Genomic DNA, 23,332 nt, shown 5'->3' with positions numbered 1-23,332 from the left:
TGAGCCTCGCCGCATTTGGTTGAATAAGCCGCAAAATCCTATGAACCTGGTCGTATTTTGCGCATGTAAAAATGTAACCTATTGTTCTTGTTGGTTTTTATGTTTTTTTAGCGATGTTTTTTATAACATTTGACACGCCGGATAATCTTTTGCAATCTAGACCTCGAATTTAGTGGCGATGACATCCTACTCATAAGAAGTAAGAGCCATCATCAAAAAACAAAAGGGAACCGGACAAGGATTTCCCATTCTATAGAAAAGGCAGTGGATTATTATGAAAAAGACTCTAGTAGCTCTTTCAGTTCTAGCAGCAGCATCAGCACAAGCTGGTATTGAAGTGTACAACCAAGATGGCGTAACAGTTAACCTTAAAGGCGACATCGAAGTAGTATACAAAAAAGGTACAGCAAAGGATTCTGAGTTCACTCAAGAAATCCAAGATGCAGACTTCGGTTTTGACGTTCGTTACGCAATGAACGACGAAGTAAGCTTCGGTGGTTACTGGGAATTTGACGGCGCAAGCAGCGACGTTACAGCTGGTAAAGATTCTTACGCTAAAGTTGGTGACGCTTACGTTGCTTTCTACACTAACTCTTACGGTTCTATCAAGTTTGGTCGCACTTGTGGCGCGCTAGATGACGCTGGTGTTGGTTCTGACTACCAATTCGGTATCACTTCATTCTTCAACAACGACAGCTCTTTCTGTGCTGACGAAATGGTTCGTTACGACTTCGACAACGGCTCTTTCTACGCAACAGTTGCTCTAGCGCAAGACGAGAAAAACGTTGACCGCATGGGTAAAGATGGCCACTACGTAGACGGTAAACTTGGCTACCGCGTTGCTGGTTTTGATTTCACAGCTTACTACGCTCAAGCTGACCTAAGCGCTAAAGCTGCTTCTACTGAGTTCCGCTTAATCACTGCTGACGACGTAACTAAAGGTCTTGACGTAGATGGTGTTGGTGCAGGTAATTACGGTAAAGCAACTATCAGCGCTAAGCCACAAACTGACGAAAAGCTAATGGCTCTAGAAGCTCGCTACTCAGGTGTTGAAAACCTAGGTCTAGGTCTTGGTTACTACACTGTAGAAGTTAAGCCGGCAGCAGGCACTAAAGTTGATGCTGACGTAATTGCTCTAGGCGTAGACTACACTGTAAGCGGCGTTAAACTAGCAGCGGGTTACGACATTGTTGACGTAGATGGTGCGGCTAAGAAGACTAAAAACTGGTTCCTAAACGCAGGCTACGGTATCGCACCAAGCACAACAGCTTATGTTGAAGTTGGTGGTAACAACAAAGACAACTCTGAAACTGGCGTAGCAGTTGGTGTTAAAGCTAGCTTCTAAGCACTAGCTAACAGTCTCTAAATAAAAGCCACCGTAACGGTGGCTTTTTTATTGGCAGTGCATTTAGAATAGTTGTCAATACATTGTCTTTTGAACTCAAGTATATAGGGGCCTCTTGTGAAGAAAACTCTTACTATTTTCGCCAGTTTAATGGCATTCAATTTGTCGGCAGCGGAGCTGGTTCCTGCTAGTGGCGTATCTATCTTGTACATTAATGGTCAAGAAGCTCAATCTAAGATCCGTGCTAATCAAGTTGATTCCGGTTTTAATCAAGTTGTGGTCCGCATGGATAAAGACGTGGGTCGAGGCAGCGGAAATGGGGTGTTTACTTCTAAGCCGTATGTGATCACCTTTGATGTCACGGGTGAACAAATCAAAATCGACCACCCGACAGCACGCAGTATCAAAGAAGCTGAAATCGCGTTTAAAAATGACAAGCCTAAATGGTCGATTACTCAAGATGGACAGCCGATCAAATACCAACAAGAGCTGTTGCCAGGTAAAAAGGGCATGTTGCCGTATATGGGAATGGCGGAGTTGATCGAAAGTTACAACCAACAAAAAGGCATCTATTTCGATAATGGTCAATTGGTTGATAAGCCAGTTGAAGTCAAAGCGTTGCCAGTCGCTGCAGCGGCGACTGCGGTAGCGGCAACAACAAAAACCAAGCCAACAGCGAATCAACCGAAGGCTACGCCTTCGAGTAACGTCGAGCAACTTAAAGCCTGGTACCTAAAATCTTCTAAAGAGGAGCGTAAAGCGTTCCGCCGCTGGATGATTGACCAAGAGTAACATATAGCTTGAAGTATCGAGCTGCGAGCTTTTATAACTCGCCACTCGCAGCTCGAAACTAAAGTGTTAACCACTAAAGCATTCTTCTCGTTTCAACGCCGATTCAACTGCATCAACCAACTTCTCAATATGCTCCGGCTGACTAATAAACGGCGGCATCATGTAGATCAACTTACCAAAAGGTCGAATCCAGACCCCTTGCTCGACGAAGTGTGCTTGAATCGCTTCCATGTTGACTGGTCGCTTGGTCTCCACTACGCCAATTGCGCCGAGCCAGCGCACATCGGCAACCAGGTCGTATTGAGCTAAGTTTGGCAGTAACTCAGAGAAGAGTTGCTCAATCTGTTTTGTCTGCTGTTGCCATTCATTGCGCTCTAGCAGCGCCATGCTGGCAGTTGCCACGGCACACGCCAACGGGTTACCCATAAACGTGGGGCCATGCATAAAACAGCCTGCCTCACCACCACATACGGTATCGGCAACTTTTGAAGTTGTCATCGTAGCAGAGAGGGTCATATAACCACCGGTAAGCGCCTTGCCGACACAAAGAATGTCAGGCTCAATCGCGGCATGTTCACACGCAAACATCTTGCCTGTGCGGCCAAACCCTGTCGCGATCTCATCTAAGATCAACAACACACCAAATTGGTCACATAGCTCTCTCACCCCTTGCAAAAACTTCGGATGGTAGATACGCATCCCACCTGCGCCTTGGACTATCGGCTCTAGAATGACGGCCGCAATCTCTGTGTGGTGCCGGGTTAACTTGGCTGTGAAGTCATCCAAGTCTGACTCATCCCATTCTTGCCAGAACCCTGTTTTTGGCGAGTTGGCAAAGATATGCTCGGGAAGAAAACCCTTATACAAGGAGTGCATCGAGTTGTCCGGATCTGTCACCGACATAGCCGCAAAGGTATCGCCATGATAGCCATCTCGTAGGGTCAGAAATTTAGACCGAGATTCCCCTTTTGCATGCCAATACTGTAGCGCCATTTTCAAGCTGACTTCGACGGCGACAGAGCCTGAGTCGGCCAAAAAAACGTGTTGCAGATTATCAGGGGCTAACGCTAGCAGCTTTTTACATAAATCAATGGCAGGTTGGTGGGTGATTCCGCCAAACATCACGTGCGAGACTTTATCAATCTGCGCATGGGCGGCGGCATTTAACTCAGGATGATTGTAGCCATGAATGGCTGACCACCAAGAAGACATACCATCGATAACTTCTCGACCATCCTCAAAATAGAGGGAAACCCCTTGAGCTGAAGTCACGGGATAGCAGGTCAGAGGTGTTAGGGTTGATGTGTAGGGATGCCAGATATGACGGCGATCAAAGGTAAGATCCATAAAATACCTAGAATATAAAGCGATTGAAAAACAACCAAAGGTAAACCTTTGTAATCTTGTGTTGTTGACAGTTTATCGTGTGTCGGTAGACTAGCCAAGCAAACTAACTAACAATAATCAAAGGAAAGCAGGTGGAAGTTCGTCATAACTGGACCGTCGAGCAAGTTCGTGCGTTAATGGAAAAGCCGTTTATGGACTTGATCTTTGAAGCACAGCAGGTTCATCGCAAGTACCAACAGCCCAACCAAGTACAAGTCAGCACTCTACTTTCAATCAAAACCGGCGCTTGTCCTGAGGATTGCAAATATTGTCCTCAGAGTGCTCGCTATACGACTGACATAGAGAAAGAGCGTTTGATGGAAGTTGAACGTGTGCTTGATGCCGCGCAAAAAGCGAAGAACGCCGGCTCGACGCGCTTTTGTATGGGCGCAGCTTGGAAGAACCCCAAAGCGCGCGATATGCCTCATCTCACCGAGATGATCAAAGGCGTGAAAGAGATGGGACTCGAAACCTGTATGACTTTGGGCATGCTGACCGCTGACCAAGCGCAGCAACTGTCGGATGCTGGACTGGATTATTACAATCACAACTTAGATACCTCACCAGAGTTTTACGGCAACATCATTACCACTCGCACCTATCAAGACAGATTGGACACGCTCTCCCATGTGCGCGATGCGGGAATGAAAATCTGCTCGGGCGGTATTATCGGAATGGGCGAGAGTGCCAACGACAGAGCAGGGCTTTTGGTCGAACTTGCTAACTTGCCGACTCATCCAGAAAGCGTGCCGATCAATATGTTGGTCAAAGTAAAAGGCACGCCATTAGAGAAAGTCGATGACGTCGAGCCATTTGATTTTATTCGCTTGATTGCTATCGCTCGAATCATGATGCCACAGTCGGCAGTGCGTCTGTCGGCAGGGCGTGAAAACATGAATGAACAGATGCAAGCGCTCTGCTTTATGGCTGGTGCCAACTCGGTGTTTTATGGTTGTAAGCTGCTCACCACGCCTAACCCATCGGAGGATAAAGACTTACAGTTGTTCAATAAGCTTGGCATCAATCGTGATGAAGTGTCACAAAAGCCCGATCAGATTGAAGAGAACGAGCTGCTTGACCGAGTCGTCGAACGCGTTGCTGCTAGACCGAGTAAGGATGACCTGTTCTACGATGCCAGCGTTTAACCAGCGTATTGAGCAAGCTCTCTCTGCCAGAAAACAGCAAGGATTACAGCGGAAGCTGCACCAGATTGAGGGTGGGAATGCTCGCGAGTTACATAGTGCTGGCCAGCGCTATGTCAACTTCTCGAGCAACGACTATCTTGGTTTAGCTACGGATAAGCAACTCACAAGCGCTTGGCAGCAAGGGCTGGATAAGTATGGCAATGGCAGTGGTGCCTCGCCGCTGGTGACCGGGTTTAGCCCAGCACACGCAGAGTTAGAACAGACTTTGTGCGACTGGCTTGGTTTTGAACGCGCCATTTTGTTTGGCTCTGGGTTTTCGGCCAATCAAGCCTTGCTGTTTGCATTGCTGGAAAAACAAGATTTGTTGTTACAAGACAAACTCAACCATGCGTCGTTAATAGAGGCGGGCATGCTGTCGCCCGCGACGATGAAGCGTTTTCGTCACAACGATATTGAGCATCTCGAAAAGTTGCTTGAACCTAGCAGCCTAGTCGTGACAGAGGGTGTGTTTAGCATGGATGGCGACCTGTCGTTGCTGGCTGAAATTGCTTCAAAGGTTCAACCTGAGTCTTGGCTCGCAGTGGACGATGCTCATGGCATTGGGGTATTAGGGCCAAAAGGAGCAGGAAGCTGCGCGCGCGCAGGCGTGGTGCCTGATGTGTTGATTGTCACTTTTGGTAAGGGGTTTGGCCTATCCGGCGCGGCGATCATGTGCAGTAAAGCCTTAGGCGACTACCTGACCCAGTTCGCTCGCCACCATGTCTATTCAACCGCTATGCCTCCGGCGCAAGCCTTTGCACTAAACAAAGCCGCGCACATGATTCAGCAACAAGAGTGGCGCCGTGAAAAGCTGGCTGAACTATCAGATTATTACGACCGTCTGTTGAGCGATTGCCCTGAGTATCGTTATACGCCTACCGCGATTAAGCCGTTTGTGGTTGGTGAGAGCGATGCTGCAAATGATTACTCGCAATACCTCAAACGGCAAGGTATCTGGGCGAGTGCGATTCGGCCGCCGACAGTCGCGCCCGGGAGTGCCCGATTAAGGGTAACCTTGACGGCATCACACACCATGCACGATGTTGAATTGCTGGCCAATCAACTCAAACGGCTTAGCCAGGAGATTGGGTAATGGAAGCGGCTTTGAATGTCTCTTATCCCAGCGTAGATAAAAAGCCAATTGCGGAGGCGTTTGGCCGCGCCGCAAAAACCTATGATCGTCATGCGGCGTTTCAGCGTGATGTTGGTGAGCGCCTACTGGGTAAAATGCCTAAAGATTTGAGCGGTAAAGTGGTACTCGATTTAGGCTGTGGAACGGGATATTTTTCCCAAGCGTTAACCGAACGCGGTGCTGAAGTGATCAGTTTTGATTTATCGTCTCAGATGCTAGATGCCGCGAAGCAGCGCTGTGCAAACAAAGTCGTTTGTTACCTCCAAGGGGATGCCGAGTCTTTGCCATTGTGTGACAACAGCGTCGACTACGTGTTCTCGAGTCTAGCGTTGCAGTGGTGCTCAGATTTCTCAGTCCCGCTGCGAGAGATCCGTCGCGTGGTGAAAAAGGGCGGGCAAGCCTTTGTCTCAACCCTATTAGAGGGCTCTTTAATTGAGCTCAAGCAAGCTTGGGCAAAGATTGATGCATATCAACACGTGAATCAGTTTACCCCAATCAATCAGATAAAAATTGCGTTAGCGCAATCTGAGTGTGACTCCCATCAACTAGACTTACCCGAAATTACGGTTTGGTATCCATCGGCATTTGCTCTGATGCGCGACTTAAAAGGCATTGGCGCCACTCATGTTAACGGTCGTTCTCAAGGCCTGACCAGTCGCCGTGCATTGCTTGGTGTCGAACGAGAGTATCAAGCCTTTCGGAACCATCAAGGTCTTCTACCTGCAACATATCAGGTTTGTTTAGGGGTTATTCATTTATGATTGATGCATTTTTTATTGCGGGTACGGATACCGATGTTGGAAAAACTGTTGCGTCTAAAGCGATTCTCAATGCGCTTGCGCAGCAAGGTTTGCGAACCATTGGTTATAAACCAGTGGCCGCAGGGAGTGATAATACGGAGCTAGGCTTTCGCAATTCAGATGCGCTTTATTTACAGCAAGCGGCGACGGTTGATATCGATTATGACAGCGTCAATCCATATGCGCTGGAGCTACCAGCTTCGCCGCATATTGCCGCTAAGCGAGAAGGTGTCACTATCGACTATGCAGTATTGAGCGACAAACTTGATCAACACAAGCGCAGCTCCGATATTGTCTTGGTTGAGGGCGCGGGTGGTTGGCGTGTTCCGGTGTCAGACTCAGAGTGTTTGTCGAGCTGGGTGCAACAAGAGAAGTTGCCAGTCGTGCTAGTTGTCGGGATTAAGCTTGGCTGCTTGAGTCATGCCTTGTTGACTTTAGATGCGATTAAAGCTGATGGGTTAGAGGTGATAGGCTGGGTCGCGAATCGAATCAACCCAGGCACCGAGCACTATGCCGATATCATTGCCATGCTAGAACAAAAGATAAGTGCTCCGAAAATTGGTGAGATTCCCTATGTGCCTAGTGTCAAGCGCAAGGATTTAGCCAAGTATATTGATGTCGCACCGCTTCTCAATGGTTAAATAAAAAATGGGCTGCCAAAAGGCAGCCCATTTTTTTATGCTTGTTACTTATCTTGATTTAAGCCCATCAATGCATGTTGGGTTTCAAGAATACGCTGTTGCGTTTTATCTTCAGCCGAGATGCCAAGTTGCTGCTTCGCTTCGTCTTCAGAAATACCTAGATGACAACACAACAGATCAATAGCCATTTGATAGTCGTTAGTTTCAACCATGATTTTGTTCCTTATTCCTTGGAATCTCCAATCTAAGCTAAATTTAGCAGCTTTGGCTTGAGCCACAATACGACCAAAGTCTAACAAGCTATCTTGTTGTTGGTCACAGTGCTACAAGCCTGCTGCAGGCGGAAGTTTGCATGTTATTGAACAAACTGGAAAACAAATGTTTCAATTTACTTCTTAACCTTGTAAATAAAGGGGATAGACTATATGTATACACTAAGAAAAAATCTAAGCGTTGTTGCTTAGGTCGTTAGATGCTTGCGTATCTGGAGAAAAGTAAATGAAGCGAGTGATGTTATTTTTGGCAACCAACCTAGCGGTTGTGCTGGTGCTGAGTGTTGTCCTAAATATTGTTTATGCTGTCACGGGCATGCAGCCAGGGAGTCTATCAGGGCTATTGTTGATGGCAGCTGTGTTTGGTTTTGGGGGTTCTTTTATCTCTTTGATGATGTCAAAGGGAATGGCGTTGCGTTCTGTGGGTGGTATGGTGATCGAATCGCCGCGTAACGAGACAGAACACTGGTTGCTGGAAACGGTGCGTCGTCAATCTGAGCAAGTCGGTATTGGTATGCCAACCGTCGCTATCTATGACTCGGCAGACATCAACGCGTTTGCTACAGGGGCAAAACGTGATGATTCGTTGGTGGCGGTATCGACTGGTCTGTTGCATAACATGACACGTGATGAGGCAGAAGCGGTGCTTGCCCACGAGGTAAGTCATATTGCTAACGGTGATATGGTCACCATGACCCTAATGCAAGGTGTCGTGAACACCTTCGTTATCTTCCTATCGCGTTTTATCGCCAATATCGTGGCATCGAACGACAACGAAGAAGAAGGCGGCAGCAACATGATGGTCTACTTCGGTGTGAGCATCGTGTTGGAGCTGGTGTTCGGATTCTTAGCGAGCTTTATTACCATGTGGTACAGCCGTCATAGAGAGTTTCATGCCGATGCCGGAGCGGCACATTTGGTCGGTAAACACAAAATGATTGCGGCGCTAGAGCGTTTGAAAATGAGTCACGAATCGCAGTTAGAAGGCTCAATGATGGCTTTTGGTATCAACGGTAAACGCTCGATGACAGAGCTGTTGATGAGCCATCCGCCACTTGATAAACGCATCAACGCATTACGCAATTCGTAATTCTATCGTCTAATATATTGAAAAGGCTTGGTTTATAACCAAGCCTTTTTTGATCTGTTTAGCATTGGATGACGTACAAGTCACAACAAAAAGTTATACAAAAATTTATTTGTACAACTTTTCAATTTCATCTATGGTTTAATGGTTGTACAAAAAAAGTTGTTGTACATGTCGGGAAGGAGAGTATGAATGGATGTGCAGTCGGTGAGTCAGGTATATCAACAACTCAACAAATCCAATCTTCACCTGTTGTCAGATGTCTACCATCAGCAGGTCGTGTTTGAAGACGCCGCGCACCGCTTAGAAGGGTGGCAGCAGCTTGAGCGTTACTTTGAAACCCTGTATGCCAACGTTAAGCGCTGTGACTTTAATATTATCGAGCACCAACAAGCGGGCGACAGTGGCTTTATTACCTGGCAGATGTCGTTAGAGCACCCCAAATTGTCAAAAGGGGCCGTGATTCAAGTCAATGGTGTGAGCCACATTAAGTTTCATGAAGGTAAGGTTATCTACCATCGCGATTATTTCGATCTTGGCGAAATGCTTTATGAGAACCTGCCTGTTTTGGGCGCCATCATCAAAACCATCAAACAGAGGCTTGGCCAATGAAACGCGTTTTGATCACCGGAGCAACATCGGGTATCGGCAAGCAGCTTGCCATTGATTACGCCAAGCAGGGCATCGAGGTGATTGCATGCGGGCGTAACCGGCAAGTACTCGATGAAATGAGTGAGACTCATTCTACCATCACTGGTGTTGCGTTTGATTTAACCGATCTCGAACAGACCAAACAGGCACTGGCATCGCTAGAGCAAATCCCGCACTTGTGGATTTTCAATGCTGGGGACTGTGAATACATTGACGATGGCATGATAGACGCTGCTCTATTTCGCCGGGTCATTGAGATTAATGTGCTTGGGTTAACCAACGCATTGGAAGCTTGTCAGGGCTATTTTCAGTCTGGTCATCGAGTAGCGATTGTTGGATCTATTGCCAGTGAGGTTGCGCTGCCAAGGGCAGAGGCGTACGGCGCCTCGAAAGCGGCGGTGAGCTATTTAGCGCGAACCCTGCAGCTTGATCTCAAACCACGCGGGGTCGATGTTTCTATCATCTATCCAGGCTTTGTGAAAACACCATTAACCGACAAAAACACCTTTGAAATGCCAATGCTGATTTCTACCGAACGCGCATCTGAAGAGATTCGACAAGCGCTGGCGAAAGGCAAAGACCATATCTACTTTCCAAAACGTTTCACTTCTATCTTACGTTTGATTGGCGCGCTGCCTTACCGTTGGCAAAACGCATTGACGGCTAAGTTACTCGCTCAAGGACAGGACTAATTACATGAAAATAGCAATTATTGGCACAGGCATCTCGGGGTTAACGTGCGGGTATTATCTTCATAAAAGACACGATGTGACCCTGTTCGAAGCGAATGACTATATCGGAGGCCATACTGCCACCGTCGATGTTGAACTCGATGGCAAAAGCTATGCGGTTGATACGGGCTTTATCGTCTATAACGATAGGACTTATCCCAATTTTATTAAGCTGATGAATGAGATAGGCGTCACCGGCAAACCCAGCCAGATGAGCTTTAGCGTTCGCAATGATGACAATGGCTTAGAGTACAACGGCCACACCATCAGTACGCTTTTTGCTCAAAAGCGCAATTGGCTCAATCCTAAGTTTTATGCGTTTATCTTTGAGATCTTGCGCTTCAACCGCATGGTGAAAGAGGTAGCAAACAACGGCGCACACAGTGAACAAACACTGGGTGATTTTTTATCTCAACATGCGTTTAGTGACTTCTTTAGTGAAAACTACATCTTGCCGATGGGCGCAGCCATCTGGTCGTCTACCTTAGCCGACATGCGCGCGTTTCCCCTCTCTTTCTTCGCTCGATTTTTCTTAAATCATGGGTTGCTAGATGTGACCAATCGCCCGCAGTGGTATGTCATTAACGGCGGCTCAAGAGAGTACATCAAACCGCTGACTCAAGGTTTTGCTGACCGTATCCGCCTTAACAGCCCTGTTGAAAGTGTGGTGCGCGATCAGGCTGGCGTCACTCTACAAGTGAATGGTCAAACTGAGCGTTTCGACCAGGTGATATTCGCCTGCCATAGTGACCAAGCTAGAAAGCTTCTCACTGATGCGGGACAAAGTGAGCAGCAAATTCTAGGTGACCTAGCCTATCAAGCTAACGACGTTATCTTGCATACCGACGAGAGCCTGTTACCCAAACGCAAAGCCGCTTGGGCCTCTTGGAACTACTGGTTAGAGGGCAGTGAAGATCAGCAAGTTCGCGCGCCAACGCTGACCTACAACATGAATATCTTGCAGCATATTGATGCACCCCAAACGTTCTGTGTTTCACTGAATAGCCATGATCAGATTGACCCGGACAAAATAATGCGTCGCTTTGTTTATCACCATCCGGTCTTCAATCAAAAATCAATTGCTGCTCAGCAGAGGCGTAATGAAATCAACGGGATGTCTAGGACTTGGTTCTGTGGCGCTTATTGGTACAACGGCTTTCACGAAGATGGGGTGCGCAGTGGGTTAGATGTGGTCCGCGGAATCGAACAGCTTGAGAACGAGATGACGACTCGAGGAGCGGCGTAATGGAAGACGCTTGCCGTAGCCGTTTGTTGGTGGGAAGCGTTCGCCATCGCCGCTTTACCCCTGTGGTCCATGCGTTGGACTATGGCCTTTTTATGCCCATGCTCGATCTTGATGAGATTGAGGTACTTAAGCAAAAAGTCTGGGGGTTCGGCGACCGATGGTGGCATTGGGCGCGTTTCAAACGTGAAGATTACTTAGGACAGGGTAGTTTAAAGAGCGCTGTTTATGAAAAAGCACAGCAGCTAGGCGCCGAGCACCTGCAGGGGCGCGTTGAGGCGGTGGTTCATTTACGCTATTTCGGTCTCTATTTTAGCCCGGTCAATTTCTACTATCTTTATGATCAACTCGATGAGTGGCGTTATTTATTGGCAGAAGTGAGCAATACGCCGTGGAATGAACGTCATTATTACTTGCTGGATGCGAAAGATGAATCTACTTGGCGTCATCAAAAAGCGTTCCACGTATCACCGTTTAACCCGATTGAGCAACAGTACGTATGGAAGTTAAAGCCGCTGCGCGACAAGCTGTCTATTCATCTCGAGTGCCATCGGGAGAAAAAAGAGTTTGATGCTACGCTTAAGATGACTAAACAACCGTTTAGCTCGAAAGTATTACTTAAGCATTTGATCGCAACCCCAATTATGGCAGTAAAAGTAGTCACGGGTATTTACTGGCATGCGCTCAAGCTTTGGATAAAGAAAGCACCGTTTTACTCACACCCCAAATACCAACAAGGTGCAGGTAAAGGCAAAACCAAGCACGAAGCAGAACAATAACAAGGAGCTTAGGAGATGATTAACTCGCAAACCTTACCTTTTCCCACTCAGCTGACTTCTATACAAAAGTCGGCGAGAAACATTGCATTTTCATGCCTGTACAAATTACAAGTTGGCTCATTGACCGTCATTGAAAACTTTGCTCAACAAGCCAATCAAGGTTCACGAGAAAACTTTGGCAAGCCACAAGATGGTCAGCCTCACGCCATAGTCGAGGTCAATAATCCGGCCTTTTATGCGCGCCTACTCAAAGGTGGCAGCATTGCCGCAGGTGAAGCTTATATGGACGGCTGGTGGGATAGCCCGGATTTAACCAAAGTGATGGAGCTCATGGCGCTTAATCTCACCGCTCTTGATTCCATTGAGAGTCGCTCAACCTTGCTGTCTAAGCTAACTTATCAAATCACTCATTGGTTGAACCGGAATACACTGAACAACTCTGCGAAAAACATCGAAGCGCATTACGATCTCAGCAACGAACTGTACCAAACGTTCCTTGACGAAAAGATGCTCTATTCATCCGCTTTGTTCTCATCTGAGCAAGATTCACTAGAGCAGGCGCAAATCAATAAGATGGAGCGTCTTTGCCAGCAGCTAAAACTGAACCAAGATGATCACGTGATTGAGATAGGCACGGGTTGGGGCGCGATGGCGATATACATGGCAGAGCAGTACGGATGCCGAGTGACCACCACCACCATCTCTGAGCAGCAGTATCAACATGCCAAAGCGGAAATTGAGCGCAAAGGCTTAGAGCAGAAAATCACGCTATTGAAGCAGGACTATCGTCTGTTAGAAGGGCAGTTTGATAAACTAGTCTCGATTGAGATGATAGAGGCTGTGGGTAAGCAGTACCTCACGTCCTACATTCAAAAGTGTCAGTCATTGCTCAAGCCTGGTGGGCTGATGGCGATTCAAGCGATCACTATTGCTGATCAACGCTACGACTACTACAGCAGTAATGTAGACTTCATTCAAAAGTACATCTTCCCTGGTGGGTTTTTGCCGTCTATCACTGCCTTAACTCAAGCCACAACCAAACACAGTGACTTGGTGTTGCGCGACCTGTTCGATATTGGTCAAGACTACGCTCGAACGTTGAGAGAATGGTATCTGCGCTTCAATCAACAGCATCAAAGGGTGGAAGAGCTTGGGTTTGATCAACGCTTCGTTAGAATGTGGAATTACTACTTCTGCTATTGTGAGGGCGGCTTTAAAGCGCGCTCGATCAGTACCGTCCACATGACCTTTGAAAGACCATAAGGTGGGTTAAGTGTCAGTCAAACAGTTACTTTTTGTCTCGACCTGGTTTCAAGTTCTATGGTTTGTTGCTGTCATCGGACGTGAAAGCTGGCAGTGGCTGGCGCTTATTGTCGTTACCCTGACGTGGGTGGCGAGCTATTTTCTCTCGCGGTTTAATCTAGCCCGTTGCGCGTTAATTGTGATATTGGGAGTGGCGGTTGACTCTCTCAATATGACGATGGGGTGGTTCAACTTCCCAAGCCCATCGATACCCTTATGGCTCTTGGCCCTGTGGGGCATTTTTTCTTGGTACGCGTTTTATTTACATCCAATTGTGAGCCGCTTTCCCTTGTCGGCCGTATCAATGATTGGTGGTGGTGCTGGCGCACTGAGTTATTTAGCCGGTGCGAAACTCGGCGCTGTCTCCTTTGGGATGCCGACACTACCAATGATTGCGATTCTTTTTGTTGAGTGGGTCGTTGTTGTGTACATGATAATGAGGGTGTTAGGTTATGAAAGTCGTACTCGTAATGGCGGTATTTCTGGGGTTAATCAATAGCGCTCTAGCCGCCAGCGTAGACGAAAGCAAAGCAGATTGGCGCATTTGGCCTAAAGTGGGCGAAGCGCAATTGTCGATGCTTTTTTTTGATATTTACCACTCTCAACTTCTTTCCCCAACCGGACAATATCAGTTAGCGGAAGACGTTACGCCTCATCCACTTGCGCTATCTATTACATATCAGCGAGACATCAGCCAGCAGCAGCTTCTTGATGCCACCATAGAGCAGTGGCAAAAGCTTGGTTATAACCCACAGCAAATCGAACCATGGGCCAAGCAACTTGCGTCTGTTTTCCCTAACATCGAGGAAGGCACAAATTTGACCTATGTGACGGACGGAAAAACGGGTCGATTCTACTATTTCAAAAATTCCTCTGAGGGGCAGGTTGGAGTGAGTCCACAACAGATTGGCAACATTGACGACGAATCGTTTAATGATGCCTTTGTTTCTATATGGCTCGCACCTAACACTGAATACCCTAAATTACGTTCTCAATTGATAGGAAGCCGTTAATGAAGCGCTGGATCTCTAAAATCGTTGTCACTATCACTATACTGTTTGGTCTCTCTGCTTGTTCAAGTGACCTAGATGATTATCAAGCGTCAGGGCCCAGCTTTGACTTGTTTGAGTACTTTGAGGGCGAATCTACCGCGTGGGGGATGGTGCAAGACTATACCGAACAGCAGACGCGCCGCTTTGAAGTTAAGATTGTAGGAAGTGTGGATGGGAATACCTTAACACTGGTCGAAGATTTTGTGTTTGACGACGGCGAGGAAACTCAGCGAATCTGGACTATCGAACGCCTAGCTGATGGTACGTACCAAGGGCGGGCAGATGATATTATTGGCGTCGCAACGGGGCGTGAAGTTGGCAATGCGTTGCAATGGCAGTACGACTTTGAGCTGCAAATGGAGGATTCAAGTGTCGTGGTTGCGTTCGATGATTGGTTGTACCGACAAGACGAAAAACACGTGTTCAATCTGACCAAAATTAAGAAGTTTGGCATCGAAGTCGGCACCATCACACTTTTCTTCCAAAAGCAGTAGAAGTGGTTTTTCGAAAGCCATCACACAGTGATCGGACAATAAAAATGGGTTGACGCTCAAACGTCAACCCATTCTATTTTTCGGAAACTCGAAACGATTACAGCTTGTCTGTCAGCTCGATTGCTTGACCGATGTAGTTTGCTGGTGTCATCTCTTTCAAGCGTGCTTTTTCGTGCTCAGGAAGCTCAAGACCGTCAATGAAGTTACGCATTGCTTCGCCGTCTACACGCTTACCACGAGTCAGTTCTTTTAGTTTCTCGTAAGGCTTCTCAATGCCGTAACGACGCATTACCGTTTGTACTGGCTCTGCAAGCACTTCCCAGTTGTTATCAAGCTCAGCAAGAAGTGCTTCGCGGTTCACTTCTAGTTTGCTGATGCCTTTCAGCGTAGACGTGTAGGCGATGATTGCGTAGCCAACACCCACACCTAGGTTACGTAGAACGGTTGAGTCAGTTAGGTCACGTTGCCAGCGAGAGATAGGCAGCTTTTGTGCTAAGTGACCGAACACTGCGTTCGCAAGGCCTAGGTTACCTTCTGAGTTTTCAAAGTCGATTGGGTTCACTTTGTGAGGCATGGTCGAAGAACCGATCTCACCCGCAATGGTTTTTTGCTTGAAGTGGCCCAGGGCAATGTAACCCCATACGTCACGGTCGAAATCAATCAGGATCGTGTTGAAACGCGCGATTGCATCGAACAGTTCAGCGATGTAATCGTGTGGTTCGATCTGAGTGGTGTAAGGGTTCCAAGTTACGCCTAGAGACTCAGTGATGAACTCTTGTGAGAATTTGTGCCAATCAAGCTCTGGGTAAGCAGATAAGTGAGCGTTGTAGTTGCCTACCGCACCGTTGATTTTGGCTAGGATCTCAACGTTCTCGATTTGCTTAAATTGACGCTCCATACGGTACGCTACGTTCGCCATCTCTTTACCCATTGTCGATGGAGATGCAGGTTGACCGTGGGTACGTGAGAGTAGCGGGATATCGCGGTACTCAACTGCAAGCGCTTTGATTGCATCAATGAGGTTGCGAATCTCTGGTAGAATCACGTTCTCACGCGCTTCTTTCAGCATCAGAGCGTGTGATGTGTTGTTGATGTCTTCAGAAGTACAGGCAAAGTGGAAGAACTCATTTACTGCGTGCAGTTCAGGAACGTCAGCTACTTTCTCTTTTAGGAAGTACTCGACCGCTTTTACGTCGTGGTTAGTCGTGCGCTCGATCTCTTTGATACGGCGCGCATCTTCTTCAGAGAAGTTTGCAGCAAGGTCGTCTAGGAATTGATTGGCTTCAGCGCTGAATGCTGGCACTTCTGCGATTTCAGCAGTAGCAGCAAGCTTTTGTAGCCAGCGGATTTCAACGATAGTACGGTATTTAAGTAGACCGTATTCACTGAAAATTTCGCGTAATGCAATTGTCTTGCTTCCATAACGGCCGTCTACTGGTGAAACAGCAGTCAATGCTGACAGTTCCATGATGTTCTCCTGAATTGGGTTTCTAAATTTCGTGAGCTTTATACCAATAACCGTGGCAATTGTCACGAACAATGCGCAAACGTTTGCGCTGAGTTGATACTGAACAAAAAAATCAGCTCGCAAAGAGCGCGAGCTGAGGTTTGGATAGGTTACATACGTGCAAGCAGGATCTGTGCTTGCTCGACCATTTTCTTACGGCCAAAAATAAGATGACGACGTTTGCCGCCCACTTGGCGCCACAGCACTGCGCTGCGGATTCCCGACAACAGCAGAGCACGCACCTTGTGCTGGTTGGCTGTCTGCTGCAGTACCGATGGTGTTCCGGTCACTTGGATTCTTGGTCCAACAGGGCTGATCACATCTAAGTAGACACTCGCTAAATTACTGATCATTTGATCGTCAAGCAGGTCGAAATGGTCTAACTGGCGTTCGAGCATTTGAATACGATCGCCCAGTTGCGACATCGCATCATTGCGACTTTGTAGCTTACGTTCCAGTGCCATCAAGCTGATAATGTAGCGAGTGATTTCGCTGCCGCTAGGGGTGCTATCGATGCCTTTCACTAAACACTCTAGACCAAGCTTCAAATCAGATTCTCGGCCATAGACACCAACCGTATTGCTCGGGTTGGTGTTAAGAATGGCTTTTAATGAAGTTTCAAACGCGTCCGAGTCACAGTGACCGTTTTTCGCCACCTGTTGCACCAAAGCGACAGCTTGGCAAATTCCTGCAAAAGCGATAGTACGGTCATATAGTGTGTTAGCCACGTAGTTCTACTCCTGATAGTTAGTGATACCTAGAGGGGCGTGATCCCGAATGGTATTAAATGCGCTGTTCGATGATGCCGCCGCCAAGACAGACTTCGCCTTGGTAGAAAACCGCAGACTGGCCTGGTGTAACGGCAACTTGCGGCTGGTCAAAGATAACTTTAATGTTTTCATCATCAATTGGGATGATAGTACATGGTATATCTGTTTGACGGTAGCGAGTTTTTACACTGCATTGTAACGGTTGTTTAATCGCTTGACGATCAACCCAGTGCAATTGTGAGGCGATCAGACCTTGAGATTTTAATAGCGGATGATCGGCACCCTGTACTGCAATAAGTACATTGCGTTCAAGGTCTTTATCAGCGACATACCATGGGTCTTCATTGCCGCCGCCGCCTTTTTGTCCACCGATATGCAGACCTTTACGTTGGCCTAGGGTGTGGTACATCAAGCCTTGATGCTCTCCAATCACTTTGCCTTCAGGTGTCTCAATTTTACCTGGTTGCGCGGGTAAGTAGCGCGATAAGAAGTCAGTGAACTTGCGCTCGCCAATAAAACAGATTCCGGTAGAGTCTTTCTTTTTCGCCGTTATCAGCCCTTGCTCTTCGGCAATTCGACGAACCTCTGGTTTTTCAAGCTCGCCGACAGGGAATAGGCTGCGACCAATCTGCTCACTGCTAAGTGTGTACAGGAAGTAACTTTGGTCTTTGTTCGTGTCGATACCACGCAGCATCTGTGGTTTTTCGCCATCTTGCGGGAAAGAGCGACGCACATAGTGACCCATGGCAATGTAATCGGCATCAAGTACTTCGTCTGCGAAATCAAGGAAAGCTTTAAACTTAATCTCTTTGTTACACAGAATGTCAGGGTTAGGAGTGCGACCGGCTTTGTATTCTGCCAAGAAGTACTCGAACACGTTGTCCCAATATTCAGCCGCAAAGTTAATGGTGTGAAGATGAATGCCTAACTTGTCACACACCGCCTGAGCATCTGCGAGATCTTCGGCGGCGGTACAGTATTCCTCGTTGTCATCTTCTTCCCAGTTTTTCATGAACAACCCTTCGACTTGATAGCCCTGCTGTTTGAGCAGATAAGCCGAAACGGATGAATCCACGCCACCGGACATGCCTACGATGACTTTCTTTTGACTGTTATCAGTACAGTTGTCAGACATTACTTAACACCACTTAAATTAACTGGACGCAAATTCTATCAGAAAGCATAGCTAGGGGACAGATCCGAGATCGGACTCACATTTCCCTAAATGGTGCGATATTGACCAACTACGCTGAGAAGTTCGCGCTTTCTAGAGTATAGAAAGGGTATATGTGGCATAGTGAGGCAAATTCAAGTGAGGCAATGAAATTATTATGAGTGAAGAGAATCAAATCTTTGAAGAAGCGCATTTAATAGAAGTGATCGAAAACCAACTGGCGGATGGCAATCCGATTAAGGTCAAAGAGACGTTAATGCGCTTGATGATGACGGGAACTCCGCGAGATGAAGCCGTGGCAATGATGGCTTGCGCTATGTCGATCGAAATATTTGATGTAATGAAAAACGAGGGTGAGTTTGACTTAAAACGTTACAGCGAGAATTTGGATAGACTGCCGGACTTGAGTTTTATGGAAGGTGAATAAGCGCGACTGCCTACATTTCGCATGCGTGGCGGGTTCTGAGTGAATATCTAACTGCTTGGGAAGCGCAATTAATTAGCACGGCAAACGTTTGCTATAATTCCTGATATTGCTGCATGTAATGTAGCGATGTAGAATCCGGCATCCTTTCATCCCTTATTCAGAATCAGCAATATGAAATTTCCTGGTCAACGTAAATCCAAGCACTATTTTCCAGTTCATGCCCGTGACCCACTTGTGACTCAATCGCAAGAGAGCAAAAAGATGTCGCGTACTCATATCATAGGTATTGACCAAACCTTGGTCGATATTGAAGCTAAGGTAAGCAGTGAACTGATTGAAAAATATAAGCTGAGTAAGGGACATTCGCTGGTTATTGATGATGAAACGGCCGAAGCCTTGTACACCGAGCTAAAACAGCAGGAACTGATTACCAATGAGTATGCGGGTGGCACGATTGGTAATACCTTACATAACTATTCGGTACTGGCGGACGATCGCTCAACCTTATTGGGTGTTATGAGCCAAGACATCAAAATTGGTAGCTATGGTTATCGATATTTGTGTAACACTTCGAGCCGAATGGATCTCAATTATCTACAAGGTGTTGATGGTGCCATTGGTCGCTGTTTTGCGTTGATTACTGAAGATGGGGAGCGTACTTTCGCGATCAGTGAAGGTCAGATGAACCAACTGCATCCAGACAGCATCCCAGAAAAGATTTTCAAGAACGCTTCTGCATTGGTGCTTACCGCCTATCTGGTTCGTTGCAAAGAGGGCGACCCTATGCCGGAAGCAACGATGAAAGCTATTGAGTACGCCAAGAGAAACGATGTACCTGTGGTACTGACGCTTGGCACTAAATTTGTTATCCAAGACGACCCTAGTTTCTGGCAGCAGTTCTTACGTGAGCATGTCAGCGTGGTTGCGATGAATGAAGATGAAGCTGAAGCCTTGACCGGTGAGTCAGATCCCTTGATGGCCTCTGACAAAGCCCTAGAGTGGGTGGATCTGGTATTGTGTACCGCAGGGCCGTTAGGTCTATTTATGGCGGGTTATACTGAAGATGCCGCAAAACGCGAGACTTCATTGCCGCTACTGCCAGGCAGCATTGCTGAGTTTAACCGCTATGAATTTAGCCGCCCAGCATCGAAGTCGCTTTGTGAAAACCCGATCAAGGTCTATTCACATATTTCACCTTATATGGGTGGCCCTGAGAAAATAAAAAATACCAATGGTGCTGGAGATGCTGCATTATCGGCATTGTTGCACGATATGGCTGCAAATAAATACCATAAAGAAAATGTGCCTAATTCAAGTAAGCATACATATTCTTATCTTACTTACTCTTCATTTTCTCAAGTATGTAAGTATTCAAATCGTGCTAGTTACGAAGTGCTGGTTCAACACTCGCCACGATTGTCGAAAGGCTTGCCTGAGCGAGAAGATAGTTTAGAAGAAGCTTACTGGGAACGTTAATCGGAACACTAGTAAAAATACTCTCCGTATTTATACGTAGTATTAAATTAAGAATGATAATGCCTGAACTTGTTCAGGCATTTTTTGTGTGTAATAAAAAAGCGCCAATCGGCGCTTTTAAAAATACTTAATCTGATTAGGGTTCTATCAGAGATTAAATGAGAAAGTCATCGAGTGACTTGCCTGCGTCCAACTGTGTCTGAATGGCAGAAGGAGTGCGGCCTTGGCCAGTCCAAGTTTTCTCTTTGCCAGAAGCATCCACATATTTGTACTTTGGTGGACGAGGAGCGCGTTTAGTTTTTGCTTTGCTGTTTGTTTTTGACTCTCCAGCAAGCGCAGAAATGAGTGCGTCTACATCGATTCCATCTTTTGAAATTTGCTCAGCAATTGCGGCTAATTTAGCCTCTTGCTCAGCTGCTGCCGCGCGTTCAGCTTCTTCCGCTTCTTTACGCTCTGCAACAACAGTGGTTAATTTGTCTAAAGCTTCTTCTAATTGCTCGACTGTAAGTTCACGAGCAAAAGCGCGCAGACTACGAATATTCAATAGTGTTTTCGTTAATTCCGACATTTCTTCATCTCTTCATATAAGTTGCCGATAGAAGAATCATAAACTGCTCATATAAATAATACAATCGAATAGAGAATAATTTAGATAAATAAAATTCTTTGAGAGATCAAAATATAATCTTTCTTACCAACCAGATGCCTTAATCCAAAATGGCGCTCTAAAAGATGCGAACCTGCTACATTCGTTTCATATATGTGTGAGCTATCTATTATAACAATCTAACTATGACTGAACGGGCATATAGACATGCTAGCTTACCTGTAAAGAAGCGTTATACATTTAAAATATCGGATATTGCGTCGCGAATATGTTTGCTTTGCGCAACCTAAGGTTATTGAACTGGATGAATATTCAAATAGCATCGATATTCAACGAGTATGCGAATGTCACATGGTTAATAAGAAAACTTAGAATAATCTGTTGAATCATAGGTTGAGATAAGTACAATGGCGTCAACCTAATGCGTTGTGCTGGTTAAATTATTGTTAAATTGATTTTTCATTAGTTTAAAGTTCCATCACTCGCGGTAGAGGCGCGGAATAAATAAGTAATGCTTGTTGGGGTGATGCCAATGAACAAGCTGGAAAGGTTATTTCGCCGAAGTGAGTATCCATATCAAAGGAGCTTGCTGGGGTTACACTCGAAAGGGGTAACACTGCCATAGTCTATAATTTGTAAAACTATGGAGCGCTACTGTAGGGCTGGGTCAAGCATTCGCTTGCCCGTCGCTTATTCTAACTACATTGTCGGAAATGAATTCCTTCAACTAGTCTGCAGTAGATCTCTAACCATTTATTACTGGTTTTTGAAGATCATGAATTTAATTGATTTTGCATCATCTCCTTTGTCTCTTTTGCCGCCGTTAGTGGCATTGAGTCTCGCTATTATTACTCGTCGCGTATTGGTTTCGTTAGGCGTGGGTATTGTTCTTGGCGCTGTCCTTTTAAACGATTACTCGCTGGCGAATGCCGCTGGTTACATCGGTACCACAGTTTCGAGTGTCTTCGTTGAAGATGGGGGCTTGAATACGTGGAACATGAGTATTGTCGGCTTCTTACTCTTGCTTGGCATGATGACTGCGTTACTGACTTTGTCGGGTGGTACACGTGCATTCGCTGAGTGGGCGCAATCACGCGTTAAGAGCAAACGTGGCTCTAAGCTGTTGGCGGCTTTTCTAGGCGTGTTTATTTTCGTCGATGACTACTTTAACAGCCTAGCCGTCGGTGCGATTTCTCGTCCTGTGACGGATCGCTTTTATGTCTCTCGCGCCAAGCTTGCTTACATTCTTGACTCAACCGCCGCACCTATGTGTGTCATCATGCCAGCATCAAGCTGGGGGGCATACATTATGACCATCATTGGTGGCATCTTGGTGTCGCACGGTGTTACTGAATACTCTGCGCTTGGTGCTTATGTTCGTCTTATTCCGATGAACTTTTATGCCATCTTTGCGCTATTGATGGTGTTTGCCGTGGCATGGTTTGGCCTTGATATTGGCAAGATGCGCGACCACGAAATCGCGGCATCGCGAGGTCAGGGTTTTGCGAAAGAGCAGGCAGAAGACTCGCAAGAAGCCCATGAGCTGAATGAAGAACTGGACATTGTCGAGAGCTCTGGCGGCAAAGTCTCTGATTTGGTGTTACCGATTGTGCTGCTGATTGTAGCCACAGTGGCGTCAATGCTTTATACCGGCGGTCAGGCACTGGCTGCGGATGGTGTCGCGTTTAACTTGCTCGGCGCATTTGAAAATACCGATGTTGGCATGTCTTTGATTTATGGTGGCTTAGTCGGCCTGGTGGTCGCGCTATATACTGTATTTAAGCAAGGACTCGCCTTTAACCAGATTTCACGCACTCTGTGGATTGGCGCGAAATCGATGTTTGGCGCTATCCTGATCCTGGTTTTCGCCTGGACGATTGGTTCAGTGATCGGCGACATGAACACGGGCAAATTCCTGTCAACTTTGGCGCAAGGTAATATCAACCCGCATTGGCTACCTGTTATCTTATTCCTGCTTGCTGGCTTAATGGCGTTTTCTACCGGTACTTCGTGGGGAACGTTTGGCATTATGTTACCGATTGCGGGTGACATGGCCGGTGCGACCGATATTGCGCTTATGCTGCCTATGTTAAGTGCGGTACTGGCAGGTTCGGTGTTTGGTGACCACTGTTCGCCGATTTCAGATACCACCATACTCTCTTCAACCGGTGCTCGTTGTAACCACATCGATCACGTGGCGACTCAGCTCCCTTATGCGTTGTCGGTTGCAGCAGTTTCGTGTATTGGCTTCGTAACTCTAGGTATGACGGCGTCAGTATCTTTAGCATTTGCTGCGGCGAGCGTGAGCTTTATCTTAGTATGTGTGCTGCTCTCTGTACTGTCTAAGTCGAGAATGGCCGCTTGCCAAGACGCGTAACTGACTGAAATTCATCTGTCTTGTTAGGGAGCTTCGGCTCCCTCTTTTATTTGTCATATACAAAATGAAAAAAGTACAAATTAATGGTTGAAAAAAATGTTCG

General features: G+C 46.7%; 24 protein-coding genes and 1 riboswitch. Of the genes, 18 read left to right on the top strand and 6 right to left on the bottom strand.

From position 1 onward, the window contains the following. Nucleotides 1-274 precede the first annotated feature (274 nt). Nucleotides 275-1,345, top strand: a complete 1,071-nt coding sequence (locus MTO69_RS08305) for a porin (RefSeq protein WP_248328250.1) — start codon at nucleotides 275-277, stop codon at nucleotides 1,343-1,345. A gap of 117 nt (nucleotides 1,346-1,462) precedes the next feature. Continuing rightward, entirely contained in the window at nucleotides 1,463-2,137 is a 675-nt protein-coding gene (locus MTO69_RS08300; RefSeq protein ID WP_248328248.1) for a YccT family protein, read from the top strand. A gap of 66 nt (nucleotides 2,138-2,203) precedes the next feature. Here MTO69_RS08300 and bioA read toward each other — a convergent pair whose 3' ends face one another. Then, complete coding sequence (gene bioA, locus MTO69_RS08295; protein ID WP_248328246.1) at nucleotides 2,204-3,484, bottom strand: adenosylmethionine--8-amino-7-oxononanoate transaminase; 1,281 nt, start codon at nucleotides 3,482-3,484, stop codon at nucleotides 2,204-2,206. Between the two features lie 131 nt (nucleotides 3,485-3,615). Between bioA and bioB the strand changes: the two genes are divergently transcribed. The 4 genes from bioB to bioD are packed head-to-tail and all read left to right on the top strand — an operon-like array spanning nucleotide 3,616 to nucleotide 7,280. Continuing rightward, nucleotides 3,616-4,668: a biotin synthase BioB gene (gene bioB / locus MTO69_RS08290; RefSeq protein ID WP_248328245.1), complete on the top strand. Its 1,053-nt coding sequence runs from the start codon at nucleotides 3,616-3,618 to the stop codon at nucleotides 4,666-4,668. Further along, nucleotides 4,640-5,800 (top strand): 8-amino-7-oxononanoate synthase, encoded by a 1,161-nt coding sequence (locus MTO69_RS08285; RefSeq protein WP_248328244.1) that lies wholly within the window; start codon nucleotides 4,640-4,642, stop codon nucleotides 5,798-5,800. The genes bioB and MTO69_RS08285 overlap by 29 nt, the downstream gene beginning before the upstream one ends. Further along, a complete protein-coding gene (gene bioC / locus MTO69_RS08280) occupies nucleotides 5,800-6,600 on the top strand; it encodes a malonyl-ACP O-methyltransferase BioC (protein WP_248328243.1) in 801 nt (266 codons plus the stop codon). The genes MTO69_RS08285 and bioC overlap by 1 nt, the downstream gene beginning before the upstream one ends. Continuing rightward, nucleotides 6,597-7,280 carry a dethiobiotin synthase gene (gene bioD, locus MTO69_RS08275; RefSeq protein WP_248328242.1) on the top strand — a complete coding sequence of 228 codons (684 nt, stop codon included), beginning with the start codon at nucleotides 6,597-6,599 and terminating at the stop codon, nucleotides 7,278-7,280. The genes bioC and bioD overlap by 4 nt, the downstream gene beginning before the upstream one ends. A gap of 44 nt (nucleotides 7,281-7,324) precedes the next feature. On the opposite strand, the gene MTO69_RS08270 is transcribed toward bioD, so the two are convergent. Then, nucleotides 7,325-7,492: a hypothetical protein gene (locus MTO69_RS08270; RefSeq protein ID WP_248328241.1), complete on the bottom strand. Its 168-nt coding sequence runs from the start codon at nucleotides 7,490-7,492 to the stop codon at nucleotides 7,325-7,327. Between the two features lie 286 nt (nucleotides 7,493-7,778). Between MTO69_RS08270 and htpX the strand changes: the two genes are divergently transcribed. The 9 genes from htpX to MTO69_RS08225 all read left to right on the top strand — a co-directional run bounded on the left by htpX (nucleotide 7,779) and on the right by MTO69_RS08225 (nucleotide 14,891). After that, complete coding sequence (htpX, locus tag MTO69_RS08265) at nucleotides 7,779-8,642, top strand: protease HtpX (RefSeq protein ID WP_248328240.1); 864 nt, start codon at nucleotides 7,779-7,781, stop codon at nucleotides 8,640-8,642. Nucleotides 8,643-8,831: 189 nt separating this feature from the next. Continuing rightward, on the top strand, nucleotides 8,832-9,251 hold the full coding sequence (locus tag MTO69_RS08260) for a nuclear transport factor 2 family protein (RefSeq protein ID WP_248328239.1): 420 nt from the start codon (nucleotides 8,832-8,834) through the stop codon (nucleotides 9,249-9,251). After that, the gene (locus MTO69_RS08255) at nucleotides 9,248-9,982 is read left to right on the top strand and encodes an SDR family oxidoreductase (RefSeq protein ID WP_248328238.1); all 735 of its coding nucleotides are present in this window, start codon (nucleotides 9,248-9,250) and stop codon (nucleotides 9,980-9,982) included. Before MTO69_RS08260 ends, MTO69_RS08255 begins: the two co-directional genes overlap by 4 nt. 4 nt (nucleotides 9,983-9,986) lie before the next feature. After that, nucleotides 9,987-11,267 (top strand): NAD(P)/FAD-dependent oxidoreductase, encoded by a 1,281-nt coding sequence (locus MTO69_RS08250; RefSeq protein WP_248328237.1) that lies wholly within the window; start codon nucleotides 9,987-9,989, stop codon nucleotides 11,265-11,267. Beyond that, nucleotides 11,267-12,043, top strand: coding sequence for a DUF1365 domain-containing protein (locus tag MTO69_RS08245; RefSeq protein WP_248328236.1), 777 nt, complete (start codon nucleotides 11,267-11,269; stop codon nucleotides 12,041-12,043). The genes MTO69_RS08250 and MTO69_RS08245 overlap by 1 nt, the downstream gene beginning before the upstream one ends. Nucleotides 12,044-12,058: 15 nt before the next feature. Further along, a complete protein-coding gene (locus MTO69_RS08240; protein ID WP_248328234.1) occupies nucleotides 12,059-13,306 on the top strand; it encodes an SAM-dependent methyltransferase in 1,248 nt (415 codons plus the stop codon). Between the two features lie 10 nt (nucleotides 13,307-13,316). Continuing rightward, nucleotides 13,317-13,844 (top strand): DUF2878 domain-containing protein, encoded by a 528-nt coding sequence (locus MTO69_RS08235; protein ID WP_248328232.1) that lies wholly within the window; start codon nucleotides 13,317-13,319, stop codon nucleotides 13,842-13,844. Continuing rightward, nucleotides 13,798-14,358 carry a chalcone isomerase family protein gene (locus MTO69_RS08230; protein ID WP_248328230.1) on the top strand — a complete coding sequence of 187 codons (561 nt, stop codon included), beginning with the start codon at nucleotides 13,798-13,800 and terminating at the stop codon, nucleotides 14,356-14,358. Before MTO69_RS08235 ends, MTO69_RS08230 begins: the two co-directional genes overlap by 47 nt. After that, nucleotides 14,358-14,891, top strand: a complete 534-nt coding sequence (locus tag MTO69_RS08225) for a DUF3833 domain-containing protein (protein ID WP_248328228.1) — start codon at nucleotides 14,358-14,360, stop codon at nucleotides 14,889-14,891. The genes MTO69_RS08230 and MTO69_RS08225 overlap by 1 nt, the downstream gene beginning before the upstream one ends. Nucleotides 14,892-14,988: 97 nt before the next feature. Here MTO69_RS08225 and purB read toward each other — a convergent pair whose 3' ends face one another. From purB to mnmA, 3 genes are all read right to left on the bottom strand, one after another. Then, entirely contained in the window at nucleotides 14,989-16,359 is a 1,371-nt protein-coding gene (gene purB, locus MTO69_RS08220) for an adenylosuccinate lyase (protein ID WP_248328226.1), read from the bottom strand. 149 nt (nucleotides 16,360-16,508) lie between these two features. Further along, nucleotides 16,509-17,126 (bottom strand): high frequency lysogenization protein HflD, encoded by a 618-nt coding sequence (gene hflD, locus MTO69_RS08215; RefSeq protein WP_248328224.1) that lies wholly within the window; start codon nucleotides 17,124-17,126, stop codon nucleotides 16,509-16,511. A 55-nt stretch (nucleotides 17,127-17,181) separates the two neighbouring features. Further along, the gene (gene mnmA / locus MTO69_RS08210) at nucleotides 17,182-18,303 is read right to left on the bottom strand and encodes a tRNA 2-thiouridine(34) synthase MnmA (RefSeq protein WP_248328222.1); all 1,122 of its coding nucleotides are present in this window, start codon (nucleotides 18,301-18,303) and stop codon (nucleotides 17,182-17,184) included. 196 nt (nucleotides 18,304-18,499) lie between these two features. Between mnmA and MTO69_RS08205 the strand changes: the two genes are divergently transcribed. Both MTO69_RS08205 and MTO69_RS08200 read left to right on the top strand, forming a co-directional pair. Beyond that, nucleotides 18,500-18,769 (top strand): hypothetical protein, encoded by a 270-nt coding sequence (locus tag MTO69_RS08205; protein WP_248328220.1) that lies wholly within the window; start codon nucleotides 18,500-18,502, stop codon nucleotides 18,767-18,769. A 171-nt stretch (nucleotides 18,770-18,940) separates the two neighbouring features. Continuing rightward, nucleotides 18,941-20,245 carry an inosine/guanosine kinase gene (locus MTO69_RS08200; RefSeq protein WP_248328218.1) on the top strand — a complete coding sequence of 435 codons (1,305 nt, stop codon included), beginning with the start codon at nucleotides 18,941-18,943 and terminating at the stop codon, nucleotides 20,243-20,245. Between the two features lie 154 nt (nucleotides 20,246-20,399). Here MTO69_RS08200 and MTO69_RS08195 read toward each other — a convergent pair whose 3' ends face one another. Then, on the bottom strand, nucleotides 20,400-20,813 hold the full coding sequence (locus MTO69_RS08195) for an H-NS family nucleoid-associated regulatory protein (protein WP_248328216.1): 414 nt from the start codon (nucleotides 20,811-20,813) through the stop codon (nucleotides 20,400-20,402). 519 nt (nucleotides 20,814-21,332) lie between these two features. Then, a riboswitch (Lysine riboswitch) is annotated at nucleotides 21,333-21,514 on the top strand. A gap of 113 nt (nucleotides 21,515-21,627) precedes the next feature. Between MTO69_RS08195 and MTO69_RS08190 the strand changes: the two genes are divergently transcribed. Further along, complete coding sequence (locus MTO69_RS08190; protein ID WP_248328214.1) at nucleotides 21,628-23,229, top strand: Na+/H+ antiporter NhaC family protein; 1,602 nt, start codon at nucleotides 21,628-21,630, stop codon at nucleotides 23,227-23,229. Nucleotides 23,230-23,332: the final 103 nt, after the last annotated feature.

The organism is Vibrio sinaloensis (genome assembly GCF_023195835.1).
Classification (GTDB): Bacteria; Pseudomonadota; Gammaproteobacteria; order Enterobacterales; family Vibrionaceae; genus Vibrio; species Vibrio sinaloensis_C.
The sequence above is the reverse complement of the archived record's forward strand: the minus strand, read 5'-3'. Positions and strand labels throughout refer to the sequence as shown.